The 22,453-nt window shown below is 63.4% G+C and carries 19 protein-coding genes, 1 tRNA gene and 1 pseudogene; 8 read left to right on the forward strand and 13 right to left on the reverse strand.

All coding sequences use genetic code 11. The features are described 5' to 3' along the window. Nucleotides 1–3: 3 nt before the first annotated feature. Entirely contained in the window at nt 4–1,206 is a 1,203-nt protein-coding gene (locus tag CEJ42_RS19830; protein ID WP_079216947.1) for an efflux RND transporter periplasmic adaptor subunit, read from the reverse strand. Nucleotides 1,207–1,830: 624 nt separating this feature from the next. Here CEJ42_RS19830 and CEJ42_RS19835 point away from each other — a divergent pair. After that, nucleotides 1,831–2,490, forward strand: a complete 660-nt coding sequence (locus CEJ42_RS19835; RefSeq protein ID WP_088752265.1) for a TetR family transcriptional regulator — start codon at nt 1,831–1,833, stop codon at nt 2,488–2,490. Nucleotides 2,491–2,508: 18 nt separating this feature from the next. Here the strand turns inward: CEJ42_RS19835 and CEJ42_RS19840 are convergent, their stop codons facing one another. From CEJ42_RS19840 to CEJ42_RS19865, 6 genes are all read right to left on the reverse strand, one after another. Continuing rightward, the gene (locus CEJ42_RS19840; protein ID WP_088752266.1) at nt 2,509–3,810 is read right to left on the reverse strand and encodes a TolC family outer membrane protein; all 1,302 of its coding nucleotides are present in this window, start codon (nt 3,808–3,810) and stop codon (nt 2,509–2,511) included. Between the two features lie 178 nt (nt 3,811–3,988). Then, on the reverse strand, nt 3,989–4,312 hold the full coding sequence (locus tag CEJ42_RS19845; protein WP_079216944.1) for a rhodanese-like domain-containing protein: 324 nt from the start codon (nt 4,310–4,312) through the stop codon (nt 3,989–3,991). Between the two features lie 8 nt (nt 4,313–4,320). Next, nucleotides 4,321–4,986 (reverse strand): protein-L-isoaspartate O-methyltransferase family protein, encoded by a 666-nt coding sequence (locus CEJ42_RS19850; protein ID WP_088752267.1) that lies wholly within the window; start codon nt 4,984–4,986, stop codon nt 4,321–4,323. Between the two features lie 150 nt (nt 4,987–5,136). Next, a complete protein-coding gene (locus CEJ42_RS19855; RefSeq protein WP_088752268.1) occupies nt 5,137–8,343 on the reverse strand; it encodes an efflux RND transporter permease subunit in 3,207 nt (1,068 codons plus the stop codon). A 3-nt stretch (nt 8,344–8,346) separates the two neighbouring features. Further along, nucleotides 8,347–9,627 (reverse strand): efflux RND transporter periplasmic adaptor subunit, encoded by a 1,281-nt coding sequence (locus CEJ42_RS19860; protein WP_088752269.1) that lies wholly within the window; start codon nt 9,625–9,627, stop codon nt 8,347–8,349. A 66-nt stretch (nt 9,628–9,693) separates the two neighbouring features. Beyond that, complete coding sequence (locus tag CEJ42_RS19865) at nt 9,694–10,323, reverse strand: TetR/AcrR family transcriptional regulator (RefSeq protein WP_088752349.1); 630 nt, start codon at nt 10,321–10,323, stop codon at nt 9,694–9,696. A gap of 494 nt (nt 10,324–10,817) precedes the next feature. Here CEJ42_RS19865 and CEJ42_RS19870 point away from each other — a divergent pair, with 494 nt between their 5' ends. Further along, a complete protein-coding gene (locus CEJ42_RS19870; protein ID WP_079216940.1) occupies nt 10,818–11,078 on the forward strand; it encodes a YkgJ family cysteine cluster protein in 261 nt (86 codons plus the stop codon). A gap of 22 nt (nt 11,079–11,100) precedes the next feature. On the opposite strand, the pseudogene arsC reads toward CEJ42_RS19870, so the two are convergent. Beyond that, nucleotides 11,101–11,451, reverse strand: a pseudogene (gene arsC, locus CEJ42_RS19875) (arsenate reductase (glutaredoxin)); the annotation flags it as partial. 225 nt (nt 11,452–11,676) lie between these two features. On the opposite strand from arsC, the gene CEJ42_RS19880 reads away from it, so the two are divergent. From CEJ42_RS19880 to CEJ42_RS19895, 4 genes are all read left to right on the forward strand, one after another. After that, nucleotides 11,677–12,531: an undecaprenyl-diphosphate phosphatase gene (locus CEJ42_RS19880; protein WP_088752271.1), complete on the forward strand. Its 855-nt coding sequence runs from the start codon at nt 11,677–11,679 to the stop codon at nt 12,529–12,531. A gap of 128 nt (nt 12,532–12,659) precedes the next feature. Beyond that, on the forward strand, nt 12,660–13,532 hold the full coding sequence (locus CEJ42_RS19885) for an undecaprenyl-diphosphate phosphatase (RefSeq protein WP_079216937.1): 873 nt from the start codon (nt 12,660–12,662) through the stop codon (nt 13,530–13,532). 49 nt (nt 13,533–13,581) lie between these two features. Beyond that, nucleotides 13,582–15,435 carry a DNA helicase RecQ gene (gene recQ, locus CEJ42_RS19890; protein ID WP_079216936.1) on the forward strand — a complete coding sequence of 618 codons (1,854 nt, stop codon included), beginning with the start codon at nt 13,582–13,584 and terminating at the stop codon, nt 15,433–15,435. A 252-nt stretch (nt 15,436–15,687) separates the two neighbouring features. Beyond that, a complete protein-coding gene (locus tag CEJ42_RS19895; protein ID WP_088752272.1) occupies nt 15,688–17,256 on the forward strand; it encodes a methyl-accepting chemotaxis protein in 1,569 nt (522 codons plus the stop codon). A gap of 84 nt (nt 17,257–17,340) precedes the next feature. Here the strand turns inward: CEJ42_RS19895 and trmB are convergent, their stop codons facing one another. From trmB to CEJ42_RS19915, 5 genes are all read right to left on the reverse strand, one after another. After that, nucleotides 17,341–18,060 carry a tRNA (guanosine(46)-N7)-methyltransferase TrmB gene (trmB, locus tag CEJ42_RS19900; protein ID WP_088752273.1) on the reverse strand — a complete coding sequence of 240 codons (720 nt, stop codon included), beginning with the start codon at nt 18,058–18,060 and terminating at the stop codon, nt 17,341–17,343. Between the two features lie 79 nt (nt 18,061–18,139). Continuing rightward, nucleotides 18,140–18,213: transfer RNA gene (locus CEJ42_RS19905), tRNA-Gly, on the reverse strand. Nucleotides 18,214–18,291: 78 nt separating this feature from the next. Continuing rightward, on the reverse strand, nt 18,292–19,083 hold the full coding sequence (locus CEJ42_RS24765; protein WP_129587788.1) for a hypothetical protein: 792 nt from the start codon (nt 19,081–19,083) through the stop codon (nt 18,292–18,294). A gap of 44 nt (nt 19,084–19,127) precedes the next feature. Then, a complete protein-coding gene (locus CEJ42_RS19910) occupies nt 19,128–19,625 on the reverse strand; it encodes a hypothetical protein (RefSeq protein ID WP_088752274.1) in 498 nt (165 codons plus the stop codon). Nucleotides 19,626–19,717: 92 nt separating this feature from the next. After that, the gene (locus CEJ42_RS19915) at nt 19,718–20,455 is read right to left on the reverse strand and encodes a DUF4393 domain-containing protein (RefSeq protein WP_088752275.1); all 738 of its coding nucleotides are present in this window, start codon (nt 20,453–20,455) and stop codon (nt 19,718–19,720) included. A gap of 404 nt (nt 20,456–20,859) precedes the next feature. On the opposite strand from CEJ42_RS19915, the gene arfB reads away from it, so the two are divergent. Both arfB and CEJ42_RS19925 read left to right on the forward strand, forming a co-directional pair. Then, nucleotides 20,860–21,261, forward strand: coding sequence for an alternative ribosome rescue aminoacyl-tRNA hydrolase ArfB (arfB, locus tag CEJ42_RS19920; RefSeq protein ID WP_079216933.1), 402 nt, complete (start codon nt 20,860–20,862; stop codon nt 21,259–21,261). A gap of 179 nt (nt 21,262–21,440) precedes the next feature. Beyond that, nucleotides 21,441–22,376: an exopolyphosphatase gene (locus CEJ42_RS19925; RefSeq protein WP_088752276.1), complete on the forward strand. Its 936-nt coding sequence runs from the start codon at nt 21,441–21,443 to the stop codon at nt 22,374–22,376. The last annotated feature ends 77 nt before the right edge of the window (nt 22,377–22,453 follow it).

Here is a 22,453-nt window from a genome sequence, read left to right on the forward strand (position 1 = left end):
CTCTTAGTTAGCTTTCGGTTGGGCGCCCGCACCTTGCTGGGCCGGCTGGCCTTGCGCGGGAGCACCCGCGGGATTCCACTGCACCGGCTTGACGGGCGCGCCTGGCTTGACCTTCTGCAGGCCTTCCACGATCACGCGGTCGCCGTCCTTCAGGCCGTCGGTGACCTGCCAGCTGTTGTTGAGCGCGGAGCCGGTCTTGACCGGACGGGCCTCGACCTTGTTGTCGGCGTTGACCACGAACACCACCGAGCCGGACGCGTCACGCATGACGGCCTGCTGCGGGATCACCAGCGCCTGCTCGTCGACCGCCTGCTCGATCTTGGTACGCACATAGGTGCCCGGCAGCAGCACGCGCTTGGGGTTGGGGAACTCGGCGCGCAGCGAGACCGAGCCGGTGGCTTCGTCCACGCTGATGTCGGAGAACAGCAGCTTGCCCGGCAGCGGATAGGCCTGGCCGTTTTCCAGCATCAGGGTCACGCTGGCCTTGTTCTCGCCCACGCTCTTCAACTTGCCGTTGGCCATGGCCTGTTGCAGTTTCAGCAGGTCGGCGCTGGACTGGGTCACGTTGACGTAGATCGGGTCGAGCTGCTGCACCAGCGCCAGCTGGGTGGCGTCGCTGCCCTGGCCGACCAGCGCGCCCTCGGTCACCAGCGCGCGGCCGATGCGGCCGGAGATGGGCGAGGTAACGGTGGCGTAACCCAGGTTCAGGCTGGCGGTCTGCACCGAAGCCTTGCCGGAAGCGACGTCGGCTTCGGCCTGCTTCTGCGCGGCCACGGCGTCGTCATATTCCTGCTTGGAGACGGCGTTGACTTCCACCAGCGGCTTGTAGCGTTGCGCCTTGAGCGCAGCCTGGGTCAGGTTGGCCTGGGCGCGGGCCAGCGTGGCTTGCGCGCTGTCGTAGGTGGCCTTGTACTGGGCCGGGTCGATCTTGTAGAGGACCTGGCCTTCCTTGACGTCGCTGCCTTCCTTGAAGACGCGCTTCTGGACGATGCCGGCCACGCGTGCGCGCACCTGGGCGATGCGGTAGGCCTCGACGCGGCCGGGCAGCTCATTGGTGACGGCGATGCGTTGCGGGGCCACGGTGACCACGGACACCTCCGAGGGCGGCATCGCGCCCGGACCGGCGGGTTTTTGTCCGCAGGCCGCCAGGGCGGCGGCAACGGCGACGGTCATGGTGAGGCGCGTGAAACGACTGACTGAGCTCATAGATATCTCGCACGAAAGTAAAGTTGATGCCGCGGAGGCGGCGGTGAAACGAATTCGGTGAAACGGATGTTGCCGACTGCTGAGGCCGTCCGGTATGGCGGAGCGGAGGATGAAACACGGTTGTTGCAGAGCAAAAAATACGATCCCTGCTTCCCGGCGGAGGCGATCAAATTTTTTGCAGGTGATTTACGGCAGGAGCTTGAAGCGGATGCTATTATACATACATTCGTGTATGTATGTATTTCTTCGAAAACTCACACTAATTTAGCAAACTTGTTGAAAAGGGCGTAGAGAAATATGAGCGATTCCTTGCATTTTCTGAATCGCGCCGTCTCCGCGCCGCTTCTGCAGGTCGAAAACCGAGCCCTTGTTCTTTTTCCCGCGACGATTTGTCGCAGCTAAAAGACGGGCCAGAATGCCATGACATTGTGCCCAGCATTGCCTGAAGGGAAAATGAAGGCGCGCACCCATAAGGTGCGCCATGCCGGCGCGCGTTGTCCAAATCCGATGTGCGGGTGCAGCATGCAGGGCCGGCGAATGCCGCCGCCTGTTGCCCGGCACGTTCATCCTGTCCAGGTATCGCCATGATCCATATTTCCATCCTCACCGCGGGCTGTCACTGACATGGCCCGCTCGACCAAGGAAGAAGCGCTCGAAACGCGCTCCCGCATCCTCGACGCCGCCGAACAGGTGTTCCACGAGCGCGGCGTCTCGCACACCTCGCTGGCCGACGTGGCCAAGGCGGCCGACGTCACGCGCGGCGCCATCTACTGGCATTTCAAGAACAAGAGCGACCTGTTCGACGCCATGTGCGAACGCGTGCGGCTGCCGATGGAGGCCGTGCTGGAAGAAAACGCCAGCCCGCAGGTCGAGGATCCGCTGGGCGAATTTTTGCGCAGCGGCGTCTACGTGCTGACGCTGGCCTCCACCGACGAGCGCTGCCGCCGGGTGTTCGACATCATCTTCAACAAGTGCGAATTCGCCGATCACGAGGACCCGATCCTGGTCCGCCAGCGCGAATGCCATGTCGACGGCATGCTGCGCCTGGAGCAGATCCTTACCAACGCCATCGCGCGCGGCCAGTTGCCGGCCTCGCTCAACATCCGCGTGGCCTGCCTGATGGCGCACGCCACCTTCAGCGGCTTGCTGACCGACTGGTTCTTCGCGCCCGACAGTTTCGATCTGGTCAGGGACGGCGAACGTATCCTAGCGGCGTCGCTGCATGCCTTGAAGTCGGCGCCGTCCCTGCAGAAATCGGTGGACGAGGCCGCGCCCGCGGCCTGACATCCGACCTGTGCCGCTTTACTGCTGGGGTCCGCCCAGCAGGGCATTGATCTGCGCCAGGTCGTCCTCGCGCAGGGCGCCGGCCGCAGCCTTGAGCTTCAATCCGTTCATCAGCGTGTCGTAGCGCGCCTTAGCCAGGTCGCGCCGGGTCGAGTACAGCTGCTGCTGCGCATTGAGCACGTCGATGTTGATGCGCACGCCGACCTGGTAGCCCAGCTTGTTGGAGTCCAGCGACGACTGGCTCGACACTTCCGCCGCCTCATACGCCTTCACCTGCGACAAGCCGTTGGCCACGCCCAGAAAAGCCTGGCGCGCGTTCAGCACCGCGGTGCGGCGCGCGTTCTCCAGGTCCGAGCGCGCCTTGTCGGCCAGCGCCACCGCCTCGTCCACCTTGCTGCTGGTGGCAAATCCCGAGAACAGCGGAATGTTCCATTGCACCCCGATCGAATTGCTGTAGCCGCGCGCGTTGAGGTAGGGCGTGCGCACGCTGGTCTGGTCGGTGTAGTTGCGCGCCACCACCAGGTCGACGGTGGGCGCGTGGCCGGCGCGGTTGCGCTTGATCTCGCTCTGGGCCACCTCCAGCGCCACCTGCTGCGCCACGACCGCGTAGTTGTCGGCCTGGGCGCTGGCGATCCAGGTGTCGATCTGGGCCGGCCGCGGCGACGAGAGCTTCACGCCGGGGCGCAGCACCGCCAGCGGCGCCGGCGGCTGGCCGATGATCTGCTGCAATTTCGAGAGCGCGACTTCAAGGTCGTTCTGCGCCGCGATCTCCTGCGCCGTCGCCAGGTCGTAGCGCGCCTGCGCTTCGTTGGTGTCGGTGATGGTGGAGGTGCCGATCTCGAAATTGCGTTTGGCCGAGGCCAGCTGCTCGCTGATGGCGATCTTCTGCGCGCCCAGGAAGGACAGCGCATCCTGCGCCGCCAGCACGTCGAAATAGGCCTGGCCGGTACGCAGGATCAGGTCCTGCTGGGCCTGGGCGAATTGCGCCTCGCTGGAGGCCACCGACAGCTTGCCCTGCTTGTAGCTTTCCCAGTTGGCCAGGCGCAGCAGCGGTTGCGTCAGCTGCAGCGCGTAGCTGTTGTTGGTGCTGTCGAAGTTCTGGTCCGAGCGCGTATAGCTGCCGCCGACGCCGACCGCGGGCAGCAGGCCGGCGCGGCCCTGGGTGTCCTTCTCCCTGCCCGCCGTCAGCGCGTAGCGCGCGCTGGTGTAGACCGGGTCGTTGGCCAGCGCCTGCTGGTAGACCTGCAGCAGGTCGGCGCCGCTGGCGGCGCCATGCAGGACCAGGCCGGCGATCAGTGAGGTAAGCAGGGCAGCACGCATGTGGCGGATTCTCCGAAGAGGTGGAACAGGTCGGTACGGGCAGCGGCGCAAGCGCGCGGCACAGGCGCAATCCAGGCCCGGACCGCGCTTGCGGTGAGCTGGAGAGAATGGAGGGAAAGTGCGCCGGACGCTGCCTGTTGCGATCACGCCCGCCTTTTCAGGGGCGGGCGCGACGGCTTCAGTAGGTCGGCATGGACGGGTCGACCTGGTTGGCCCAGGCGTGGACGCCGCCGGTCAGGTTGATCACCTTGGTGAAACCCTGGCGTTCGAGGAACGCGGCGACTTGCATGCTGCGGCCGCCATGATGGCAGATGCACACGACGGCCTGCTCTTCATCGAGCTCGGAAAAGCGCCCGGGAACGGTATTCATCGGAACCAGCTGCGATCCGGTGATGTTGCAGGTCTGATGTTCCCAGGGTTCGCGCACATCCAGCAACAGAGGGGTGGGGCGGTCGGGATCGTTGATCCAGGCGGCCAGTTCCGGGGCGGTGATGTGCTCCATGGTGTTTCCTAGAATGAGAAGTGGGAGGGCGCGGCGGCCGCGTGCAGCGGCTTGGCCACGGTTTCGACGATGTTGACGGTGTCGAACGTCTGTTCGGAGGTGCGGGTGACCAGCTTGATGTCCATCACCGGCAGCGAGCCGACGATGGCCAGCAGGCGGCCGCCGACCTTCAGTTGCTTGCCGAAGGCTTCCGGCAGGAAGGGCAGCGAGCCCGAGATGACGATCACGTCGTACTCGGCGGCCTTGCCGTCGGCGCCGGTCCAGCCTTGCGCGCCGTTGCCCAGCTGGACGTCGACGTTGGCCACGCCGTAGTCCGACAGGTTCTGCTCGGCCAGGCTCTTCAATTCCGGGGAGATTTCAACGGTCGTCACGTGACGCGCCTTGTGCGCCAGCAGCGCCGCCATGTAGCCCGAACCGGCGCCGATTTCCAGCACGACTTCGTGCTTCTTGACGTTGGCTTCCTGCAGGATGCGCGCTTCGATCTTGGGCGCCAGCATGTTTTCGCCGCCCGGCAGCGGGATCTCGGTGTCGAAGAAGGCCAGGCTGCGGTGCGCGGCCGGCACGAATTCTTCGCGCTTGACGACCGTCAGCAGGTCCAGGATGTCCTGCGCCAGCACGTTCCAGGGACGGATTTGCTGTTCGATCATGTTGAAACGGGCTTGTTCGATATTCATGGCGGTAGGCTCTAATAGCGACGGAAAACCGCCATTTTATCAAACACAGACCAGCTGGACAGCTCGTATAGCCCCGGAAAAACGCCTGAGAAACCCACCTGTTGCGGGATTTCCTCAACGCAACGGCCCGCCCGGGCCCGCCGGGCCAGCTCAGCCGTCATGGCGCATCCCTCCGGCGGCGTCGGCGCCGTCCCGGCCGAACCACTTGCGCTTGAACCAGGCGCCCAGGTCGTCCAGGTAGGTATAGGCCACCGGCACCACCACCAGCGTCAGTAGCGAGGAGGTGATGATGCCGCCGATCACCGCCTGCCCCATCGGCGCGCGCTGCTCGGAACCCTCGGCCACGCCGAAGGCCAGCGGCACCATGCCGAACACCATGGCCAGCGTGGTCATCAGGATCGGGCGCAGCCGCACGTGGGCCGCCTCCAGCAGCGCGGCGCCGCGCTCCATGCCTTCGCGCCGGGCCTGGTTGGCGAAGTCCACCAGCAGGATCGCGTTCTTGGTTACCAGGCCCATCAGCATGATGAAACCGATGATGGAAAACATGTTCAGCGTCGAGCGGAAGAACATCAGCGCCAGGAACACCCCGATCAGCGTCAGCGGCAGCGAGGACATGATCGCCACCGGCTGCAGGAAGCTGGCGAACTGCGAGGCCAGGATCATGTAGATGAACACGATGGCCAGCGCCAGCGCGCCCACCGCATAGCCGAAGGATTCGTTCATGCTCTTGGTGGAGCCGCCGATCTGGTAGCGGTAGCCCGGCGGCCAGTGCATGCCGTCGAGCATGGTCTTGATCTGGGCGTTGATCTGCCCGGCCGAGCGGCCCTGGGCGTTGGCCGAGAGCTCGACCTCGCGGTTCAGGTCGCGCCGGTTGATCTGGTTGGCGCCCAGCGTGTCCTTGATCTCGGCCACCTGGCGCAGCGGCACCATGCGCGGCGAGCCGTCCGCATTGGTCAGCGTGCTGGCCAGCATCAGCCGCGAGAGGTCGTCGGCGGTGTTGCGGTCCTTGGGCGAGAGGCGCACGTTGACGTCGTAGTTCTCGTCATCCGGTCCGCGCCAGCTGCTGGCCGCCTCGCCCGCCAGCAGCGGCGAGAGCGCGTTGCCCAGCTGCGCCACGCCGATGCCCAGGTCCGAGCCGATGTCGCGCCTGGGCTCGACCGACAGGGTGGGCTTTTGCGCCTTCAGGCTGGAGTCGAGGTCGACCACGCCGGGGATCTGCCGCAGCTGCGCCTGCACCTGGTCGGACAGCCGCGCCAGCTGCTGCAGGTCGGGACCGAGCAGGCTGAAGCGGATCTGCTTGTTGTCGCCGCCCACGCCGTCCAGCGTACCCACGTGGGTCACCGTGATGCCGGCCACCTGCGCCAGCTTGTCGCGCAGCAGCGGCGCCATCTGGCCGGTGGTCAGCGTGCGCTGGGTGCGCGGCTTCAGGCGGATGAACACGGTCGCGTAGTTCTTGCCCTGGGCGTTGCCGGTGTTGACGGTGCTGTAGATGTCGGTGACTTCCGGGAACTGGCGCAGCACCGCCTCGACCTGGCGCACCTTGCTTTCGGTCAGCTCCAGCGAAGAGCCCACCGGCGTGAAGAAGGTGACGCCGGTCTCCGAGTAGTCCGCCTGCGGCACGAACTCGGAGCCGATCAGGCCGGTGGCCGGCAGCGCGAAGCCGGCGAAGAAGGTGGCCAGCGCGATCGCCAGCGTGGCCACGCGGTGCTTCAGCGACCAGCGCAGCATTTCCTGGTAGCGCGCCGACAGCCATTGCACCAGGCGATCGAAGGCCTGCAGCACGCGGCCGATGCTCTTGTCGTACCAGCCGGCTTTCCTGCCGTGTTCGCCGTGGGCGTCGGGGTCGGGCCAGATCGAAGACAGCATCGGGTCCAGCGTGAAGGAGACGAACATCGAGATCAGCACGGCGGCCGCCACCGTCACGCCGAACTGGTGGAAGAAGCGGCCGATGATGCCGCCCATGAAGCCCACCGGCAGGAACACCGCGACGATGGAAAACGTCGTGGCCAGCACCGCCAGGCCGATTTCCTGCGTGCCCTCCATGGCCGCCGCGCGGTGCGACTTGAACTTGCCGTGCACCTTCATGCCGGCGTGGCGCACGATGTTTTCCCGCACCACGATGGCGTCGTCGATCAACAGCCCCACGCACAGCGACAGCGCCATCAGCGTGATCATGTTGATGGTGAAGCCGAACATGTACATGAACAGGAAGGTGCCGATCAGCGCCACCGGCAGCGTCAGGCCGGTGATCACGGTGGAGCGCCACGAGTTCAGGAACAGGAACACGATCACGATGGTCAGCAGCGCGCCCTCGATCAGCGTGCGCCGCACGTTCTCCACGCCGGTGCGGATCTGGCGCGAGCCGTCCTTGACCACCTCCAGCATCACGCCCGGATAGAGCTTCTGGAAACTGGGCTCCATCTCCTTCATGGCGCGCTTCAAGCCGTCGGCCACGTCGATGGTGTTCTGGCCCTGGGCTTTCAGGATGTCCAGCGCCAGCGTGCGGCGGCCGTTGTAGAGCGCCAGCGTCTCCTGTTCTTCCTGGCCGTCGACCACGTTGGCGACCTGGCCCAGCGTCACCGGCTGGCCGCCGCGGCGGGCGACGATCAGGCGCCTGAAGTCTTCCGGATTCTTCACGCGGCCCTGCACCTGCACGGTCTTTTCCGCGTCCAGGGTGCGGATGGCGCCGGTGGGCAGTTCCTGGTTCTCGTTCTTCACCGCGTCCACGATCTGGTTCACGCCCACGCCCAGCGCTTCCATCTCGGCCGGCTTGACGTAGATGTTGATCTCGCGCTTGACGCCGCCCACCAGCGTCACCGAGCCCACGCCGCGCACGTTTTCCAGGCGCTTCTTGATCACCTGGTCGGCGATGGTGGTCAGCTCGCGCAGGCTGCGCAATGTTGCGTTGGGGGCCTCGGGCGCGTTGGACACCGAGATCGAGAAGATCGGCTGGTCGGCCGGATCGAAACGGGTGATGCGCGGCTCGTCGACTTCCTTGCGGAAGGCCGCCTTCACCAGCGCCACCTTTTCGCGCACGTCCTGCGCGGCCAGCGCCGGGTCGACGGTGAGGTCGAACTGCACGATCACCACCGACAGGCCTTCGTAGGAGTGCGACACCAGCGTGTCGATGCCGTTGATGGTGTTGACCGACTCTTCGATCTTGCGCGTGACGTCGGACTCGACGTTCTCAGGCGAGGCGCCGGGGTAAGTGGTCTGCACCACCACCACCGGGAAGGTGATGTCGGGGAACTGGTCGACCCGCATGCGCTGGTAGGAGAACAGGCCCAGCACCACGAAGGCCATCATCATCATGGTGGCCAGCACGGGGTTGCCGATCGAGATGCGCGTGAACCACATCGTCTAGCGCCCCTGCGGCTGGGTGGACGGATTGGCCGGCGGCGCGGCCGGCGGCAGCCCGGCTTGTGCGGTCTTCGTGGCCTGCATGGCTTGTGGCGAGGCCGCGGCTGGAGCGGCGCCGGACGTCGCCGCCGCGCCGCCCTGCGGCAGCACGCGCACCGATGTGCCGTCGCGCATGATGCCCAGGTTGGCCTTGACGATCTGCGCGCCCTCGGCCAGGCCGCTGACGATCTCGACCGCGTTGCCGTCGTCGGCGCGGCCCTGCAAGCCGGTCACCACCGGGCGGCGCGCCAGCACGCCGTGCTCGATGGCGTAGACGTAGGCGTTGCCGTTTTCGGTCTGGATCGCGGTGGCGGGCACCGACAGGGCGCGCTCCTTCTTTTCCAGCGTCAGGCTGGCGTCGGCGAACATGCCGGCGCGCAGCAGGCCCTGCGGATTGTCCACCCGCACATAGACCATGATCGAGCGCGAGCCCGACTGCGTGGCCGGGTTGATGCGCACCACGCGGCCCGGCACCTTCTGCGGCAGGCCCTCCACCGCTACCTGCACTTCCTGTCCGCCCTGCACCTTCAGGATGTCATTGGTCGGCACCGGCGCCTCCAGCTCCATCTGCGACAGGTCGACGATGTCGATCAGCTTGCCGTCGACGGCCACCTTTTCGCCCGGCTGCACGTTGCGCGCGCTGACCAGCCCGGCGATGGGCGAGCGCACCACCGTGTCGGACAGGGCTTTCCTGGCCACATCGAGTGCGCCGCGCGCGGAGTCGACGTTGGCGCGGGCGATGTCGAACTGGCTGGCGGCGGTGTCGAAGGCGTTGCGCGAGATGAAGCCCTTGTCCAGCAGCACCTGGTTGTTGTTGCGGGTCTGGGTGGCGATGTCGAGCTGGCCTTGCGAGGCCACCAGCGAGCCGCGCGCCTGGTCCACCTTGGCCTGGTAGTCGGCGGTGTCGATGCGCGCCAGCACCTGGCCTTCGCGCACCGCTTCGCCTTCACGCACCAGCACCTGCTGTACCTCGCCGGCCACGCGCGCCTTCACCGAGGCCTGGTTGAGCGCGCGCAGCGCGCCCGACAGCGGCAGCACCTGGCGCAGCTCGCCGCTTTTGACGACATACAGGTCGCCGGGCAGGAATTCCATGGCCGTCGGCGCCACGGCGGCGGGCGCCGATGCCGAGGCCGATGTCGGCGCGGCGTTGCGCTTTTTCAGCAGCATCGCTGCCGCGATCAGCAGCACCAGCGCCAGCAAGGTCCACCGCAGCCAGCGGCGTTTCAGAAAGGAAAGCGTCATTCGAAGTCCCGGGTTTGAGCCTGCAGACGTTCGTGCAGGCTTTTTATTGTTCTATTGCTTGGAGGCTCAGGCCTTCAGGCCGTTGATGCAAAGGTCGATCAGGCAGGCCAGGTAGGCTTGCGGATCAATGGGCACGATGGAGCAGGGGCCGAAGGACTGGTCCCACAGCATCAGCATCACCACCGGCGCCACGATCACTTTTTTCATCGTGTGGGCGTCGACGGCGCGGAATTCGCCGCGCGCCATGCCGCGCTCCAGCATGCGCACGATCATGGCGTCGCTGCGCACGATCACTTCGTCGTGGTAGAAGCGCGCCAGCTCGGGGAAGTTGCCCGACTCCGCCACCATCAGCTTGGAAATGCCGTTCAGGCCCGAGCGCGCGGCGGTGTCCCACCAGCCCGTGATCAGTTCGCGCAGCAGGTCGGCGCTGCTGCCGGCATAGCCGTCCACCATCGCCTCGGCCTCGGCCAGCAGCGGCAGCATGTTGGCGCGCACGACCGACTTGAACAGGCTTTCCTTGTTTTCGAAGTAAAGATACAGCGTGCCCTTGGAAACGCCGGCGCGCGCGGCCACGTCTTCCAGCCGGGTGGCGGCGAAGCCGCGTTCGACGAACAATTGCAGCGCAGCCGCCAGCAATTCCTGCGGACGGTCCTGCTTGCGGCGTTCCCAGCGGGGTTCTTTGGCGGCTTCTGACATGGCGGGGCAAGGCGCGGCGAACGCCATATCCGCATGCCGGCGGGCGTTGCGCTGCGGCCGGAAGAAAAGGCGAGTCCGCCGGTAAGTTACCGAGGAGTCAGCAATGTAAGTGTCAATCGGCATGGCGTCAAGGAGGCGGCGCAAGCATTCGGGTAAGCGAATGTAAAGGCGCCGCGGGCGGTGCCGCCAGCCTTGTGCGACAGGCGGTCGATGCGCGGCGCGAAATGCAGGCGCGGGGGATTTGCCTGACGGAACGGGAGAATCAACCAACTGGAAACCGGACTGAAAAGGCAGGCAGCAGCGGGCTGAAACGCTGGACAGACGATCAAGGCCGGGAGCCGAGGGGGCGAGAACGAAGGCGCCGGACCGCAAAAACCGGGCGGTCGCCGGCGCAGGCCTTAAAATGGCGACCTTGCCGTCCGCGTCAACGCCGGGCACGGCTTCTTGCATTGCCTGTTTGTCACGTTTCCCGATTTCCCGATTTCCCGATCTCCATGAACTGCCGCTCCCAGTGCGGCGCCTGCTGCACGGCGCCTTCCATCACCAGCCCGATCCCCGGCATGCCGCACGGCAAGCCGGCCGGCGTGCCGTGCGTGCAACTGGACGAGGCGATGCGCTGCCGCATCTTCGGCCGGCCGGAGCGCCCGGCGTTTTGCGGCGGGCTGCAGCCTTCGGCGGAGATGTGCGGCGACAGCCGCGAGGCGGCCATGTTCTGGCTGGGAGCGCTGGAGGCGGCGACCGCGCCGGCGGCCTGAGGCGATCGCCGCGCCGCGATCAGGGGAAGATTTCCGCCAGTCGCTCGCTGGGGCGCACCAGCATCGTGCCCTTGGGCGCCACGACGATGGGACGGTTGATCAGGATGGGGTGCGCCAGCATGGCGTCGAGCAGTTGCTCGTCGCTGAGCGCCGGATCGTCCAGGCCCAGTTCCTTGTACAGCGTTTCCTTGGCGCGGATGACGTCGCGCACCGGCACGCCCATGGCGGCGATCAGCTGTTTCAGCGTGGCGCGGTCGGGCGGGGTTTTCAGGTATTCGATCACGGTCGGTTCAACGCCGCCGTCGCGCAGGCCTTGCAGGACGTTGCGCGAGGTGCCGCATTTGGGGTTGTGATAGATGGTGATGTCGCTCATGGAAGTCCTTTCGCCCGGCATGGATCAAAAGGCGACATGGTAGCGCGCCCGGCGGTTTCCTAAGAAGACGCTAAGTGGCGTGCTGTAAAATTTCGATTTGTTGCAGCGCACCTTCCTGCGCAAGCGCGGTCAAACCGCCGGTTTTTGATCAGTTTTGATCATTTTTTGATTTATACGCCACGTTTTTTCCGTTCAACCCCACAAAAGAAGCCACCCAGCCACCGTATGGATACTATCCTCGCGCTCAAGGCGCTCATCATGGGCATCGTCGAAGGCCTGACCGAATTCCTGCCCATTTCCTCCACCGGCCACCTGATCCTGGCCAACAGCCTGCTGCAGTTCACCGGCCCGACTTTCTCCAAGGAAAAAGCCGACGTCTTTGAAATCGTCATCCAGGCCGGCGCCATCCTGGCGGTGTGCTGGGAATACCGCGCCCGCATCGCCGCGGTGCTGGGCGGCTTGTTCACCGACCGCAAGGCGCAGCGCCTGGTGATCAACCTGATCATCGCCTTCCTGCCGGCTGCCATCCTGGGCTTCCTGTTCAGCCGCAAGATCAAGGAGGTGCTGTTCAATCCGGTGGCCGTGGCGGTCGCCTTCATCGTCGGCGGCCTGATCATCCTGTGGGTGGAACGCCGCAACAAGGACCGCATGAGCATGGCTTCGGCGCGCATCGAGACGGTGGACGACATGACGCCGCTGGACGCGCTCAAAGTCGGCATCGCCCAGGCCTTCGCGCTGATCCCCGGCACCAGCCGCTCCGGCGCCACCATCATCGGCGGCATGATGTTCGGCCTGTCGCGCAAGGCGGCCACCGAGTTCTCCTTCTTCCTGGCGATCCCGACGCTGTTCGCCGCCACCATCTACTCGCTCTACAAGGAGCGCGCGCTGCTGTCGGCGGCCGACGTGCCGCTGTTTACCGTGGGCACCGTGGCCGCCTTCGTCTCGGCCTTCCTGTGCGTACGCTGGCTGCTGCGCTATATCAGCTCGCACGATTTCACCGTGTTCGCCTGGTACCGCATCGTGTTCGGCATCATGGTGCTGGTCACCGCCTACACCGGCGTGGTGGCCTGGGTCGAATAAAGCCGCCCGCGGCCGTACACCGCGACCCATCCCGCGTTACACTGCTGCACCCGCCGGACGCCTCGACGCGTCCGGCGTCATATTAAAAGCACCTCGATCACCGCCAATCCCTTCCAGAGAACATCCACATGGCCAATGTTTGCAGCGCCGGCCTCGATATCGGCTTCGCTTCGCTCAGCTACGCGCAGATCGGTTTCCTCGGCATCGTCCAGGGCATCACCGAGCTGTTGCCCATTTCGTCTACCGCCCACATGCGCGTGGTGCCCGCCTTCCTCGGCTGGCATGACCCGGGATCGGCGTTCTCGGCGGCGATGCAGCTGGCGGCGCTGGCGGCGGTGATCAGCTATTTCCGCCGCGACGTGGCGGCGGTCACCGGCGGCAGCGTGGCCGCCTGGCGCCGGCGCGACTTCAACGACCCGATGTTCAAGCTGGCCGTGGCCATCATCCTGGCCACCATCCCCATCGGCATCGCCGGCCTGGCGCTGTCGCATGTGCTCAACGCCTGCGGCTCGCCGCTGCGCAGCCTGACGGTGATCGGCTATTCCTGCATCGCCATGGCGATCCTGCTGGCGCTGTCGGAGCTGGTCTGCAAGCACCGCCGCAGCGTCGACCAGATGCGCCTGCGCGACGCCCTGATCGTGGGCCTGGCCCAGGTCGGCGCGCTCATTCCCGGCGTCTCGCGTTCCGGCTCCACGCTGACGGCGGCGCTGTTCCTGAATTTCCGCCGCGAAGAGGCGGCGCGCTTCTCCTTCCTGCTGGGCTTGCCGGCCATCGCGCTGGCCGGCCTGAAGGAGCTGGCCGTGCTGCTGCACGCGCATATTCCGCTGGAAGCCTGGGGCGTGCTGCTGTTCGGCCTGGCCGTGGCGAGCATCTCGGCGTTTGCCGCGATCTGGGGACTGATGAAGTTCCTGGAGAAATTTTCGACCTGGCCCTTCATCGTTTATCGAGCCGCGCTGGGGATATTCCTGCTGGCGGCGGTGGGACAGGGCTGGCTGCAATAAAATAGCGCCTTTGCTCCCCGCCCTGGCCCACGCCCACGCTTTCTGATTCATGGTCGACTTCGATTCCCTTCCCGCCGCAGCCACGCTGCAAGACCGCGCCCTGCATGTGCTGGAGACGGTGTTCGGCTATTCCTCCTTCCGCGGGCACCAGGGCGAGATCGTGCGTCACGTGGCCTCGGGCGGCGATGCGCTGGTGCTCATGCCCACCGGCGGCGGCAAGTCGCTGTGCTACCAGGTGCCGGCGCTGTTGCGCGAAGGCACCGGCGTGGTGGTGTCGCCGCTGATCGCGCTGATGCAGGACCAGGTCGACGCGCTGGCCGAAGTCGGCGTGCGCGCCGCCTTCCTCAACTCCACCCAGAGTTTCGACGAGGCGCTCAACATCGAGCGCCGCCTGCGCCAGGGCGACCTCGACCTGCTCTACGTCGCTCCCGAGCGGTTGATGACGCCGCGCTGCCTGGAGCTGCTGGAGGCGGCCCGCATCTCGCTGTTCGCCATCGACGAGGCGCACTGCGTCTCGCAATGGGGCCACGACTTCCGTCCCGAATACATCAAGCTGTCGGTGCTGCACGAGCGCTTCCCGCAAGTGCCGCGCATCGCCCTGACGGCCACCGCCGACCAGCAGACGCGCGAGGAGATCATCCACCGCCTGCAGCTGGAAGAGGCGCAGCAGTTCGTCTCCTCGTTCGACCGTCCCAACATCCGTTACCAGATCGTCGAGAAGGCCAACGGCCGCAAGCAGCTGCTGGACTTCATCAAGAGCGAGCACCCGGAAGACGCCGGCATCGTCTACTGCCTCTCGCGCAAGAAGGTGGAAGAGACCGCCGAGTTCCTGCGCGGCGAGGGCATCAATGCGCTGGCCTACCACGCCGGCATGGAGTACGCGCTGCGCACCGCCAACCAGGCGCGCTTCCTGCGCGAGGACCGCATCGTGATGGTCGCCACCATCGCCTTCGGCATGGGCATCGACAAGCCCGACGTGCGTTTCGTCTGCCACCTGGACCTGCCCAAGAGCGTGGAAGGCTACTACCAGGAAACCGGCCGCGCCGGCCGCGACGGCCAGCCCGCTGACGCCTGGATGGCCTACGGCCTGCAGGACGTGGTGCAGCAGCGCCGCATGATCGACGAGTCCGAAGCCGACGAGACCTTCAAGCGGGTCCAGGGCACCAAGCTCGACGCCATGCTGAGCCTGTGCGAGACCCTGCACTGCCGGCGCGTGCGCCTGCTCAACTACTTCGGCCAGGAGGCCGGCCCCTGCGGCAACTGCGACACCTGCATGACGCCGCCGGTATCCTTCGACGCCACCGTCGAGGTGCAAAAGCTCCTGTCCACCGTCTACCGCGTCGAGCAGCGCTTCGCGCCCGGCCACGTGATCGAGGTGCTGCGCGGCATCGACGGCGACCGCGTCAAGCAATGGCGCCACGACCAGCTCTCCGTCTTCGGCGTGGGCAGCGACCGCAGCGAGGCCGAGTGGCGCGCGATCCTGCGCCAGGTGATCGCGCTGGGCCTGCTGACCGTGGACGCCGAGAACTACAGCGCGCTCAAGCTCACCGAGGCCGCACGCCCGGTGCTGCGCGGCGAGCAGAACGTGCAGCTGCGCCAGTACCAGAAACCGGCCAAGCCCAAGCGCGGCTCGCAGCGCTCCAGCTTCGTCGAGACCGACCTCTCGCCGGAAGAGCAGCAGCTGTTCGAGAAGCTGCGCTGGTGGCGCGTGGAAACCGCGCGCGAGCACAACGTGCCGGCCTACGTCATCTTCCACGACGCCACCATGCGAGAAATCGCCAAGGCCCGTCCGCAATCGCTGGACGAGTTGCGCCACGTCAACGGCGTCGGCGAGAAGAAGCTCGACACCTACGGCGCCAAGATCATCGCGCTCATTTCCGGCATCGAGGAAGAGCCGGCCTGATCCGGGGCGCTGAGGCCCGCCCAGCGCAGGAAATCCTCTCCGATCCTCTCACTCATGGCATCTTCCGTGTCATGGCGGTTCACGCGCGCACGCAAAACGTGCGGCGTCACCGTGGCGACACATTCTTCCTTCAATCTCTGCAGCGCTTCATGCGGCGACGCATCAGGATTTTCCTGAGAGTCTCTTCAGCCGGTCATCCGTCATGCCGTTAACACGTTTGTCAGATGACGCGCGCCACTTCCGGGGGAAAAGATGAAGCTCAACGATTTCAAGATAGGCATACGCCTGGGTGTCCTGGCGGCACTGTTGCTGGCGGCCACGGCTTTTGTGGGCGTGCGCGGCTGGATCGTGCTGGACGAGATCTATGGGCAGGGTGCGCAGGCGATGGAGAAGGGCGCGCTGATCGAGCAATCGGTGGACGCCGCGCGCAGCGCCCAGGTCCAGTTCAAGATCCAGGTGCAGGAGTGGAAGAACACCTTGCTGCGCGGCAAGGACGCGGAAGCGTTCAAGAAATACCGCCAGGCCTTCATCGACGAGAGCGCCGCGACCCAGGTCTCGCTGAAGAAACTGGAAAAGCTGATGCCGCAGATCGGCATGAGCGACGAGGCCGCGCGCAAGGCGCAGGAGGCGCATGCCGACCTGCTGGCCAAGTATCTCGACGCCCTGAAGGCTTACGTGCCGGAGGACGCCGCGTCGGTGGCGCGGGTCGATGAACAGGTCAAGGGCGTCGACCGCCTGCCCACCAAGATGATCGACGACATCGTCGCAGCCGTGCTCGAGCATGGCCACAAGATGCGCGACGAGATCAACGCCGACAGCCAGGCCGACTACCTGCATGCGCGCGCGCTGCTGATGGCCTCCATCGCCCTGTCGCTGCTGGTGGGCATCGGCATCACCTGGTGGCTGGTGCGCAGCATCGTGCGTCCGCTGGGCGTGGCGGTGCAGATCGCCCAGACCGTGGCGGCGGGCGACCTGCGTTCCGACGTCGCGGTATCGGGCAAGGACGAGACCGCGCAACTGCTGCATGCGCTGAAGGAAATGAACGGCAACCTCGCCAACATCGTGTCGGAAGTGCGCCACGGCACCGGCGCCATCACGGTCGCCGCCACCGAGATCGCCAGCGGCAACCGCGACCTGTCGGAGCGCACCGAGGAGCAGGCCAGTTCGCTGGAAGAAACCGCGGCCTCGATGGAAGAGATCACCTCCACCGTGCAAAAGAACGCCGACAACGCCCAGCACGCCAACCAGCTGGCCGGCGCCGCCTCCGGCGTGGCCGCGCGCGGCGGCGAGATGGTCGGGGCGGTGGTGCAGACCATGCAGGCCATCGAAGAGAGTTCGCACAAGATCGTCGACATCATCGGCGTGATCGACGGCATCGCCTTCCAGACCAACATCCTGGCGCTCAACGCCGCGGTGGAAGCGGCGCGCGCCGGTGAACAAGGGCGCGGCTTCGCGGTGGTGGCCTCCGAGGTGCGTTCGCTGGCCCAGCGCTCGGCCACGGCGGCCAAGGAAATCAAGGAGCTGATCAATGACTCGGTCGGCAAGATCAACGCCGGCACTTCGCTGGTGGGCGGCGCCGGCGAGACCATGCAGGAGATCGTCGCATCGATCCGGAAGGTCGCCGCCATCATGGACGAGATCACCGACGCCAACCGCGAGCAGAGCGCCGGCATCGACGAGGTCAACAAGGCCGTGGTGCAGATGGACATGGTCACGCAGCAGAACGCGGCGCTGGTCGAGCAGGCCGCAGCCGCGGCCGAGAGCATGCAGGATCAGGCCGAGAGCTTGCAGCGGGCGGTGGCGGTATTCAAGCTGAAGTAGCGCGCGGCGCGGCGCCAAAGAAAAAGGCATGTCGAACGCGACATGCCTTTTTCATTTGTGGGGCCGTTGTCCGGCGGCCGTGCGTCATGCCGTCTTTTCGAACACCAGGTCCCACACGCCGTGTCCCAGCCGCAGCCCGCGGTTCTCGAACTTGGTGGTCGGGCGGTAATCCGGACGCGGCGCATAGCCCGATGCATCGGTGGAGGTGTTCTTCAGCGTCGGCTCCGCGCCCAGCACTTCCAGCATCTGGATCGCATAGTCTTCCCAGTCGGTGGCGCAGTGGATATAGCCGCCCACGGCCAGGCGCGAGCTCAGCAGCTGCACCAGCGGCCCCTGGATCAGGCGGCGCTTGTTGTGGCGCGCCTTGTGCCACGGATCGGGGAAGAACACGTGCACGCCCGCCAGCGCGTCCGGCGCGATCATGTTGTTGAGCACTTCCACCGCGTCGTGCTGGATGATGCGCACGTTGTCCAGGTTGCCTTCGCCGGCCAGCTTCAGGTAGCTGCCCACGCCGGGCGTGTGCACTTCCACGCCGATGAAGTTCTTTTCCGGCATCAGCGCCGCGATCTTCGCGCTGGTTTCGCCCATGCCGAAGCCGATCTCCAGCACGGTCGGCGCCGTGCGGCCGAAAGCGGCGGCCAGGTCCAGGGTTTGCTTGGCGTAGGGCAGCATGAATTTCGGCCCCAGTTCTTCCAGCGCGCGACCTTGCGCATTGGAGACGCGCCCGGTGCGCGTGACGAAGCTGCGGATGCGGCGCTCGCTGGGATCGTAGAAAAGCGGCTTGCCGGATTTGTTCTCAGACATGAATGACTCGTGAATCGGTGAAGCGCGGCCCTGAACCAGTTTCCAGCCGGAAGCTTCCGGCGGCGGGCCGCAGACGGTATGGAGCGGGTGAAGGGGATCGAACCCTCGTCTTAAGCTTGGGAAGCTCCTGCTCTACCATTGAGCTACACCCGCGAAAGCCGATATTTTACGCGCGATTGAGCAATTCGCTCAGCGTATTCAACGTGGTGCACGTCAATTTTGAATCCATCCTCAAGAACCCTTGCTTTGAAGAGCCTCTATTTCCACAATTGAGCTTTTCATCTGCTCTACAAGCCATACATATTTTTCTCGAACCTTTCCGGTCGTATTTTCCATATCTTCAAGAATTTTAAGATAGACCAATACCAGGCATTGCATCGGATCCATTGATGATAGTTCCGGCACCGAGATTCTCATGCTTTTCTCGAATTGTGTCCTCATATCGGGGCTAATGGGATCTGTCGCAAAGGCTCGTTCTAAGAACGAATAATTAAATGGGTTTATAAAAGTATGGTGCGTATCACTAGATAAAAAATCTGCCGCATATGGAAAAAAATCCTTGAGACTTGTTGCAGGATCCAGAATTATGCGTGGATATATTGCGCCACTAACTTTATTGCTTTCAAGTTCATAGGCACGGTTAAGGCCTGGTCCGAAGACGATTTCTTCATCGTGATATAGCTGACCAACGGTGACAGCACCTCGTATAAGGAAACCCTGTGCGGCTGCGCCAAACTGAATGCGCGCGAGGGCATCGAGAGTTGGGAAAAGGTATTCGGTTTTATAGGGAATACTGGCAACTACATTGTCTGAGAAAGATGTGATGCGCGCACCCGCAACGCGCTCAGCCAGACCAGTTACTGCTCTGCTAAATTGTCGGGGTAGAGAGGCTAAACGAGCAATTCTATAAGGGTCATCTCCAGCGTGCTCTATCTGATTTTTCCAGCCCAAAGTATCGAAAAATGCGATGAGGCGTTGTTCGTACCGTAGCTCTCCGAAAATATTGCTTGTAGATGGCGCCATTCTTTTTCAATCTTCTCTAATTAGACACTGGTTTTGGAACCGGCTTAATAAGAAAACATTTCCATTTTGGCTATGATTTGTCCGGTTTGCGGAAGCTTGTTTCCACCGTAAATCATTAACTCAAAGTCTGCACTAAGCGTCGCGCAAGCGCGGACGAAGGCAGTTCGCGATAGGGGATGATTTTCATGGGCAACACACTTTAGCGCCTTACATTTATCGTTAATGTGGGCTGAAATGAAGTTCAACTTTGTATGTTCGGATCGATGAACAATTTGGTGGGCAAACTCGTTTCTGATTTCGCGGATGATGTGCAGATCCGATTTTATGGTTCCACTGATCAGTCCCAGAAGACTGCAAAGATCGATCTTTGCAGAGAAGGTTGAAAGAGGCCCATTGCTACCAAAGAGTCTACTCCATGCTTTGCTATCGGCATGAAGAAATGACTCCATCGCAGTAGTCATCGCCTCTTCGATCCATGCCGCACCAACTATGGCAACCCCACGGTCTGTTTGTTCTTCTATTTCTTCGATGAGGGCCAGCATTCGCTTTTGCCCTTCAGCTGAATTCGGATCAAGTCTCATATGATCGTAATGGGTGAACAGAGCTAAATGTCATATTTGAATCCGTGCCGGGCCTAACGTTTTTCCGAGCTACCTGTTTCAGATGCATCGGGTACGCAGGCCTTTACAAAAAGTTGGCCAAATGGAGTCAGGCAAATGTCATTTCTAATGCGAACAGCTGTTTGCACGTTGCCCACATGGATAGCTTCTTGATTGCCTTTTTGCCAGACGCCAGCAAGATTGAGGCTATACAAATGATCCATGTAGATGAAAAAATTCTGAGAGTGCGACAGGATATCTAGAGGAAAAGTATTTGATTCTGTTTGCCGAGAGGAAAAGAGATTTCTAGCCTTGTCATACTGGGCTGTTTGAACCAAGTCGTAATGTTTCTGTTTCAGCGCTTTAAGAATCTGCGCCTCATCAGGTGACATGTGAGAAATGATCTTGGCAAATGCTGGATGCGCTTCGTTGACCCTTTCTTTGTCGATAGAGCGGGCTAGCAAATTGATAAACATCTCGGTCAAGATGTTGTCGTCTTCAAGATAGCGCATGCCTTCGATCGCTGTGCCAGCTATTTGGGGATGCGCTTCTATAAGATTTTCTTCCGGGACTTTCTCGCTGATCCGTTTTAAAAGACGCTGCCAGCGATCGTGTTGCGCTGCCAAATAATCTATCGGGGCTAATAGAAACCGTGCCGCTTTTACGCCATTTTTTGCAGCATCTCCGATTTCTCTAAAGGCAGGACCCAATAAGTGGTCATACACTTTTTCTACTGGGATAGTTTTCAGAGCAGTCTTAATTTCTTCTTCCATACCATTCTTCTGATAGTAATAGTCAAGTCAGCGGGCCCCTAGATAGAAAGTCTTCTTTGCAAGGGGCGCTACGCCGGAGGCGTCGTCGTACCTAGATCAGAAAGGTACGGTCTGAAATTCTACGATGAAAACTCAGGTGGGCTATTTCGGAAGAAAATGGGCTGGGGAGGAGAAGAGGAGTGCCGGGCACAACGGCAGGATACTGCGCAATGCAGGGGCGCGATATCTGCCGAGAGAAATTGGGAAGCTCCTGCTCTACCATTGAGCTACACCCGCGGAGATGCGCATTTTACGCGGGATCGGGGCTGTTTTGTGAACCCGGTGGCCTTTGCAGGGCTTTCCCGGCCGCATGCCGGGGCCCCGCCAGCCGTTAGAATCATGCCTTTCCACCAGAGGTTGCCGCCATTTCCATCCCATCGATCCCGGACGAAGAAGTCGAACTGACCGCCATCCGCGCGCAAGGCGCGGGTGGGCAGAATGTCAACAAGGTATCGAGCGCGATCCACCTGCGCTTCGATATCCGCGCCTCGTCCTTGCCGGACGAGGTGAAGCAGCGCCTGCTGGCGTTGCGGGATCAGCGCATCAGCAAGGACGGGGTGGTCATCATCAAGGCCCAGGCGCATCGCAGCCAGGAAAAGAACAAGGCCGAGGCCCTGCAGCGCCTGCAGGAAATGCTGGCGCTGGCGTCGGCGGTGCCGCTGCTGCGCCGGCCCACGCGTCCGACCCGCAGCTCGCAGCGCAAGCGGCTGCAGGGCAAGACCTTGCGCGGCGAGATCAAGTCGATGCGCGGCAAGGTGCGCGACTGACATCCGCGCACCTGGTGCGCAGGCCCGCAAGGCCGCGTTGCCGGGCTGTCAAAATCGACCCGGCGGCTGCAAGAATTCCCGCCTGCTCCCGATTAACGATGTAACATTGACCGTCACATCGCAATGGCCGGTCGATGGCCGAGGCAGCTTGAATTTCATCAACGTAGGGGGATGCAATCATGTCGGAAGCAAAGAAATATCGTCTGGTGACGCGCAGCGACTTCGATGGCCTGGTGTGCGCGGTCTTGTTGAAGCATCTGGACATGATCAACGAGATCCTGTTCGTCCATCCCAAGGACATGCAGGATGGCAAGATCGCCATCAGCGACAACGACATCACCACCAACCTGCCCTTCGTGTCGGGCGTGCATATTGCCTTCGATCACCATCTGTCCGAAACCATCCGCAACACCGGCGAACGCAAGAACCATGTGATCCATCCCGAGGCGCCGTCGGCGGCGCGCGTGGTGTATGACTACTACGGCGGCGAGAAGGCTTTCCCCGCGGCATGGGGCGACATGATGGCGGCCGTCGACAAGGGCGACGCCGCGCGGTTCAACGAGCAGGAAGTGCTGAACCCGCAGGGCTGGGACCTGCTGAATTTCCTGATGGATGCGCGCACCGGCCTGGGCCGCTTCCGCGATTTCCGCATCTCCAACTACAACCTGATGATGGACCTGATCGAGCTGTGCAAGACGCACACCATCGACCAGATCATGGCCTCGCCCGACGTCAAGGAACGCCGCGACCTGTATTTCGAGCACGCCGAGAAATGCAAGGAGCAGATCCGCCGCTGCGCCACGGTGCACAAGAACCTCGTCGTGCTCGACCTGCGCAACGAAGAGACCATCTTCGCCGGCAACCGCTTCATCATCTATGCACTGTTCCCGCAGACGAACATCTCCATCCACGTGCTGTGGGGACTGAAGAACCAGAACACCGTCTTCGCGACCGGCAAGTCCATCCTCAACCGCAGCTCCAACACCAACATCGGCGCGCTGATGCTGGAGTACGGCGGCGGCGGGCACGAGAACGCCGGGACCTGCCAGGTGGAAAACGAACGTTCCGACGAGGTGCTGCAAGCCCTGATCGCGCGCATCAACGCCGACGGCTGAGAACCGCGCGACGCCTGCCATCCGGTTGGGGCCGGAGCGCAGGCGCATCCGCCGCCCGGCGTAACGCAGCGCGCCGG

Source organism: Herbaspirillum robiniae, assembly GCF_002213415.1.
GTDB classification, from domain to species: Bacteria; Pseudomonadota; Gammaproteobacteria; order Burkholderiales; family Burkholderiaceae_D; genus Herbaspirillum; species Herbaspirillum robiniae.

What these genes read in the sequence shown, in the direction of transcription:
- trmB (WP_088752273.1), bottom strand. Translation starts at nt 18,060, where the DNA reads ATGTCTGAGAACAAATCCGGCAAGCCGCTTTTCTACGATCCCAGCGAG.
- CEJ42_RS19880 (WP_088752271.1), top strand. Translation starts at nt 11,677, where the DNA reads ATGGATACTATCCTCGCGCTCAAGGCGCTCATCATGGGCATCGTCGAA.
- CEJ42_RS19840 (WP_088752266.1), bottom strand. Translation starts at nt 3,810, where the DNA reads ATGCGTGCTGCCCTGCTTACCTCACTGATCGCCGGCCTGGTCCTGCAT.
- CEJ42_RS19925 (WP_088752276.1), top strand. Translation starts at nt 21,441, where the DNA reads ATGTCGGAAGCAAAGAAATATCGTCTGGTGACGCGCAGCGACTTCGAT.
- recQ (WP_079216936.1), top strand. Translation starts at nt 13,582, where the DNA reads ATGGTCGACTTCGATTCCCTTCCCGCCGCAGCCACGCTGCAAGACCGC.
- CEJ42_RS19870 (WP_079216940.1), top strand. Translation starts at nt 10,818, where the DNA reads ATGAACTGCCGCTCCCAGTGCGGCGCCTGCTGCACGGCGCCTTCCATC.
- CEJ42_RS24765 (WP_129587788.1), bottom strand. Translation starts at nt 19,083, where the DNA reads ATGGCGCCATCTACAAGCAATATTTTCGGAGAGCTACGGTACGAACAA.
- CEJ42_RS19895 (WP_088752272.1), top strand. Translation starts at nt 15,688, where the DNA reads ATGAAGCTCAACGATTTCAAGATAGGCATACGCCTGGGTGTCCTGGCG.
- CEJ42_RS19855 (WP_088752268.1), bottom strand. Translation starts at nt 8,343, where the DNA reads ATGTGGTTCACGCGCATCTCGATCGGCAACCCCGTGCTGGCCACCATG.
- CEJ42_RS19845 (WP_079216944.1), bottom strand. Translation starts at nt 4,312, where the DNA reads ATGGAGCACATCACCGCCCCGGAACTGGCCGCCTGGATCAACGATCCC.
- CEJ42_RS19830 (WP_079216947.1), bottom strand. Translation starts at nt 1,206, where the DNA reads ATGAGCTCAGTCAGTCGTTTCACGCGCCTCACCATGACCGTCGCCGTT.
- CEJ42_RS19865 (WP_088752349.1), bottom strand. Translation starts at nt 10,323, where the DNA reads ATGTCAGAAGCCGCCAAAGAACCCCGCTGGGAACGCCGCAAGCAGGAC.
- CEJ42_RS19835 (WP_088752265.1), top strand. Translation starts at nt 1,831, where the DNA reads ATGGCCCGCTCGACCAAGGAAGAAGCGCTCGAAACGCGCTCCCGCATC.
- CEJ42_RS19915 (WP_088752275.1), bottom strand. Translation starts at nt 20,455, where the DNA reads ATGGAAGAAGAAATTAAGACTGCTCTGAAAACTATCCCAGTAGAAAAA.
- CEJ42_RS19850 (WP_088752267.1), bottom strand. Translation starts at nt 4,986, where the DNA reads ATGAATATCGAACAAGCCCGTTTCAACATGATCGAACAGCAAATCCGT.
- CEJ42_RS19910 (WP_088752274.1), bottom strand. Translation starts at nt 19,625, where the DNA reads ATGCTGGCCCTCATCGAAGAAATAGAAGAACAAACAGACCGTGGGGTT.
- CEJ42_RS19885 (WP_079216937.1), top strand. Translation starts at nt 12,660, where the DNA reads ATGGCCAATGTTTGCAGCGCCGGCCTCGATATCGGCTTCGCTTCGCTC.
- CEJ42_RS19860 (WP_088752269.1), bottom strand. Translation starts at nt 9,627, where the DNA reads ATGACGCTTTCCTTTCTGAAACGCCGCTGGCTGCGGTGGACCTTGCTG.